This is a genomic window from Bacteroidota bacterium (genome assembly GCA_016183775.1).
Classification (GTDB): Bacteria; Bacteroidota; Bacteroidia; order JABDFU01; family JABDFU01; genus JABDFU01.
Genome location: JACPDY010000050.1, coordinates 1 through 6,055 on the forward strand (window position 1 = coordinate 1; position 6,055 = coordinate 6,055).

3 protein-coding genes are annotated in these 6,055 nt (G+C 37.7%); 1 reads left to right on the forward strand and 2 read right to left on the reverse strand.

Features of this window, described 5'->3' with window-relative positions:
• Positions 1-183: 183 nt before the first annotated feature.
• Positions 184-2,958 (reverse strand): SBBP repeat-containing protein, encoded by a 2,775-nt coding sequence (locus tag HYU69_06615; protein MBI2270019.1) that lies wholly within the window; start codon positions 2,956-2,958, stop codon positions 184-186.
• 165 nt (positions 2,959-3,123) lie between these two features.
• Here HYU69_06615 and HYU69_06620 point away from each other — a divergent pair, with 165 nt between their 5' ends.
• Positions 3,124-4,647 (forward strand): hypothetical protein, encoded by a 1,524-nt coding sequence (locus HYU69_06620; protein MBI2270020.1) that lies wholly within the window; start codon positions 3,124-3,126, stop codon positions 4,645-4,647.
• A gap of 331 nt (positions 4,648-4,978) precedes the next feature.
• On the opposite strand, the gene HYU69_06625 is transcribed toward HYU69_06620, so the two are convergent.
• The coding region (locus HYU69_06625) for an LptF/LptG family permease (protein MBI2270021.1) at positions 4,979-6,055 on the reverse strand (1,077 nt) is incomplete at its 5' end.

Here is a 6,055-nt window from a genome sequence, read left to right on the forward strand (position 1 = left end):
AAGACATTACAGGAACCAGGATTGTTCTCGGGTTATATACGCCAATTTCTGCTCGGTCATAACTGCTCTACTTTGATCGAGTTAAAGGTAATTGTTTCTTTATTTGGTTTTACGACCAGAGGGGCGTATCGATGGATTGTTTGGGAGAAAAGCCAGAAATGAGATAACTGATAGTTGACTATTTCAGGGTGCAGTGAGACTAACATCTATACTACAGCCATTTTTGTCTTTTATATTTATTGTGTATGCACCAGGGCAAAGATGATTTTTATATCTTTTATCATATCCATCGGGCCAAGTATAGGTGTATGGGCTTGTCCCGCCGCTTGCAGTTATCATAATCCATTCTTTACAACCACAGCCGCTACAGTTCGCTGTGGCTTTGGTAAATTGTCCAGTTAAAGATGGTGGGGAAATTATTGTGGCGGTAGCAGTCGCAGTAATAGTACAGCTGTTCGCATCGGTTACTGTTACGGTATAATTACCCGCAGCAAGGCCTGTGGCAGTTTGACCGGTTGTTCCATTACTCCAGCTGTAAGTTAATGTACTTATGCCGCCTGTAGCTGAAGCTATCGCGCTGCCATTTGTCCCACAGCTTGCATTAGTGGATACGGCCGTGACGGAAAGAAAATTAGAAGAGGAAAATTTCATGATAAAGCTATCATCCGAGCCGCCCCATGCATTATCATAGTAAGCGCCGCCACCGGGGTTTGTCAGTCCGTTGCTTCCGGTATTTTTCCATTCTCCAACAACCAAGAGGCAGCCGGTTGGGTCAACCGCTAAAGCATTTCCATGGTCATCAGAAGAAGTGCCATTGTAAGTTGCCCAAAGACGAACTCCGCTATTATTGAACTGCAGAATAAATACATCTCCATATGTACCTCCACCGGAGTAAGCTCCGACAAAAAATCCACTACCCGGATTTAATGTTGGAAAGTTATTAGAGGTTGTACACCCGGTGAGATAAATATTCCCGGAACAGTCCGTAATCATTTGACAATCTCGTTCATATCCGCCGAACATACTGTCAGTTCCTGTTCCACCATAATATGTTGCCCAAATAAGGGCTCCCGAGTTGTTAAATTTCAGTATTATCAAATCATACCATCCGCCACCCAAAGCTCCTTGGTAATAAGAACTACCACCGGAGTTCAGGGTGGGAAAATCAGGGGAACCTGTATTTCCCCCAATAAAAATATTGCCATTGCCATCGATAGTAATGGCTTCGCCTTGATCAAGTGCATTTCCGCCATAATAAGTTGACCATAAAAGAACACCTACATTCGTAAATTTCAGAATAAGAATATCACTGAATCCGCCGGCATTAGCTGCCTGATAATACGAACCGCCTCCGGGATTGAGTGTGGGAAAGTTAGGAGAATCCGTCCATCCGGTTATAAGCACATTGCCACTTCCATCCGTTACAAGAGACATTCCAAAGTCCCGACCAGTTCCGCCATAATATGTCGACCATAGAAGTAATCCCGCATTTGTGCATTTCACTATAAAAACATCAATAGGAATTCCTCCACCTGCATTAGCTGCCTGAAACCAGGTAGTACCTCCGGGATTTTGTGTAGGAAAATTTGTAGAGCGTGTGTGTCCTGTGATGAAAACATTTCCGCTGCCATCGGTTTTGATGGATTCGCCGGTTTCATCAAAATTTCCTCCATAATAACTTGCCCATAGGCGAACTCCCGTATTGCTAAACTTTAAAATAAAAGCATCATTGCCACCTGCATTGATAGCTTGGAAATAAGTTCCACCCCCTGGATTGAATATTGGAAAATTGGCAGAAAAACTTTCCCCGGTAACAAATACATTATTGTTGTCATCAGTGGTTATAGAATAACCGTTATCACTACCGCTTCCACCATAATAGGTTGCCCATGCGCGGACACCAATGTTGCTAAACTTGAGCACACAAATATCATTGAGTACTGTTTTAGCTCCCTGGAAATAAGCTCCTCCTCCCGGGTTTTGAGTGGGGAAATTAGTGGATGCAACATATCCTGCAACAAAAACATTACTATTGGCATCAGTACATACAGAAGTAAAACCTTCATAACTAGTCCCTCCGTAATAACTTCCCCACATCAGGTTGGGATCTATAACAATTAATGATCGACTGTCGATGGTTGACAATTGAAGATGAAATGATATAGAAGTTTCATATCCTTTGTCCTCTTTTATTTTTATTTCTTTTTCGTAATTTTTGGAAAATCGAGTGAATATTTTCTCTTCGTTTAAAAAACTTATCGGTGCGTTTTCAGTTATATCACCATATTGGGTAGTTAGTTCTATTTCCCCTTCTGCATTTATTTCGATTGGATTTTTGCTTTGGTAAAGCAACTCTATCTTCTTATAATTGGCTCCGGGATTAACTACAAAATCGTATTTAAATCCTTTTTTACTTGAATTATAAAATACCCAGTCGATACCCGGATACACATCTTTGATAATTAATTTTTCATACTCTCTTACATCGGTAATGCCCTCAGGGCAGTGCGCCAAAAAGTATTGATTGAAATGGGTGCTTGCACCTTCTTTCAAAATATTTTCTTTTTTTATCCTTGCTCCCTTTAGTATTACATCTATGCGTTCCCATTTTATTTTAATGTTTTCTTTGGCTTCACCTTTTATATCCTCTGGACTTGTAATAGCTCTTTCAAAGGGGAATAATTTTTCCTCATGTTGTTCTTCTTCAACTTTCAAAGTTTGGAAAGTTAAGCCTTGGCCGGTAATAAATAGATTTACACCGGGTGATTCGGATTTGAATAGTACGGAAGAAACAGGTTTGCCATCCATATCCGTCATCTGCCCATTATTTTCGATAAAACCTGTTGATGAATTTGAAATATGACTTTTAATCGTCTCTGCTAAAATTGCCGGATTAGATTTTGCAATAACTCCAAAGCTGACAAGCACAGTAACAAGTGTAAAAGCGAAGTTTTTCATTTCATTGAATATTATTTCTCCCTGAACAAACTTACACAGAAAACAAATAATTAGTATGGCATAGTTGTTTAGTTATTCCATTTCAAAGTATATTAAATTTGAATATTATTCAATTAAATAATCAATTTTGTTTATTTTTGACAATGTGAATATAAAATAACTTCCATGTCTAAATTAGGTTCTTCGGAATTGTTCCAGCTGATTAAGCAATTGTCGAAAACAGAAAAAAGGCATTTCAAAGTTTTCGCATCAAGGCATGTTATTGGCGAGACTAATAAATATGTAAAACTGTTTGACATTATCGACAAACAAAGGGAATTCGATGAAAGTGAACTTTTAAAAGAAAGGTTTATTACTCAGTTGCCCCAATTAAAAAATCGATTAAACGAAATCATTCTGAAAAGCTTAACTATATATTATTCCAACTCTTCTGTTGATTCCCGACTCCATGAATTTTTGCAACATATTAAAGTTCTTTTTGACAAAGGATTATTTGGCCAATGTGAAAAAATAATTTGGAAAGCCAAGGAGATGGCCAATAAATATGAAAAACATCTTCAGCTGCTTGATCTGTTAAAATGGGAAATCGAATTAATGCGTGTACAATCATTTGCCGGGAGAACAAAAATGGAAATTAATGTCCTCCATCATCAAATGAAAGTTGTTATGGATAAATATAAAATCAGCAATCAATACGATTACCTTATATCACGCATTTCAATGCTATTAAATAAGGAAGGGATACTAAGGGATAAGACTGGTCTTACATCAATTGAAAAATTGATGCAAAATCCTTTGTTGAAATCAAGAGATAAGGCCCGGTCCTTCGATTCGCTAAGGTGTTTTTATTTATGCTATGGTTTTTATTATATCATGCTAGACCAGGTAAATAATTCATACAAATACATTGTAAAATTGGTAGGATTATTTGAAAAACAACCTCATCAAATTACGCAGAATCAGGGCCAATTCATATCGGCACTGAACAACCTCTTGGTTATTCAGCTTAGACTTAAAAAGTTTGATGAGTTTTCCTTAACTGTTAAAAAGCTACGAGCCATAATCACTAAATCAAAACATATAAAAAATAAAATACTGTATATCTCAAATACCTTGGAAATAGAGATGCACATTCATCGCGGCCAGTTTAATAAAGGGTTAGAGTTAGTCATTGATATATACGAGGCTAATTTTTTGAAATCACTGAATAGTAGACAGAAAATGGTTTTACATTATAACATTGCCTACATTTATTTTGGATGTGGGAATTACTCTTCTGCGAATAATTTTTTAAATAAAATTCTAAACGACACTACTGTATCTTTCAAAGATATTATTTACTGCATTGCCCGAATATTAAGTATCATTGTTCATTTTGAACTCAGGAATGATGATCTATTGAAATATGCCATAATATCTACAATCCGCTTCTTACACAAACGAAAACGGCTCTATAAATTTGAAACGGCTATTTTAAATTTTCTAAGAAAAAAAGAATTCAGAGCCTATTCGAGGAAAAAAATGGTTTCGGGATTTAAGGAATTACAAACAGAATTACTTGATCTGTCAAAAGATACTTTTGAAGCAAGAATACTCGAATATTTCGATTTTATTTCGTGGCTGGACAGTAAAATTGAGAACCGCTCATTTGCAGAAATTGTAAAAAGGAAATCATTGCAGGCCAGCTGATAGAATTCATTATTTTAAACACATTAGTTGAAACCCTGCCTTGCAGGCTTTGCTTCGCTGAAGCTACGGGAAAGCGATGCAGGTATGCGCTTTCAGTACAAGACTTTCAGTTTCTAAAAATATTCTTTTCTCTGTGGCTCTCTGTGAAACTCCTTTTTACTCTGTGTAATTTTTGTTACACAGAGCTTCACACCTGTGTGCCAAAACACTTCGGTGTGCAGGCACAAAGGAGACACAGAGAATCACAGAACATTTCTTATTAGGCATTTCAGAAAGAATTTCATCCTTTCTTTACCACAACCTATGGACTTGCGGTTCCATAGTGGTTTAGTTAAACAGCGGGAGTATTCGACTTGTTTTGTTTTTTTAAAAGCAATTTCTTTATACCTGAAAAATAAGTGTCGACGTCAAATAATCCTGAATCATTACTTGCTTTACGGGTCAGGAAAATTCCAACAGGCAGCAGTACCACAGGAGCCAGCCACATACCCTGGTAGGCGGGCAGCGTACCTTCCTTAACGAGTTTTTCACCCATGATGGAGATAATATAAAATATAATAAAGAATAGAACCGAAACTACAACCGGCATCCCGAGTCCTCCTTTGCGGATGATAGCGCCGAGTGGCGCGCCGATAAAGAACAGAATGAGGCATGCGATAGAAAGTGTGAATTTTTTATGCAGTTCAACTTCAAACTTACGGATGGTTTGGTCGTTTACCTGCCGTTCTTCTGAACTTGTTTCTACATATGTCTTTGCCGATCGGGCTATGTTAATAGCAGTTTCAAGTATGCGGGTTTTATCCATGAGAGGAAGTGAAGAATATAATTCAGCTGTTTGAACGGTGTATTTTTTTGAGCTGTCCTCCAAATTTAAGTATTGCATGGAACGGGCATAATAATTATTGCTTAGCTGCATTGATGTCTCTACTCCGCGTTTTAGTGTATTGGTTCTCATGGAGTCCAGCGCTTCTTTTAACTGGGTAATATTAAGCATCTGGTAATTTGTTTTGAATAGTGATTCATCAGTCTTGTTCATTTTAAAATCGGAGAGGTCCAGGCGAATTTCCTGTTCCTGGAATTTATTTCTGAGTAATGGCCGTGTACGTATGTCCTGATCCGTATTCAACATATCTTCGTAACTGTATCCATTGTATAAAGTAATTACAAGTACGCTTTTGTCATTGGATATCTGCATGCGTCCTGAATCGGCAAAGGCAACTTTGTTGTTTCCCTGGATCGCCCGGTGATCATATATCATCACATCTTTAAGCAGGTTACTTTCGTTCACTTTTTTTCCGACACGTATACTGCAGCCGCTGATGCCATTATAGAAAATACCTTCCTTAATATTTATGGCCTGTTTGGAATGCGTAATGTCAAATAGCATGGATTGCATTTTAAGGTTGGC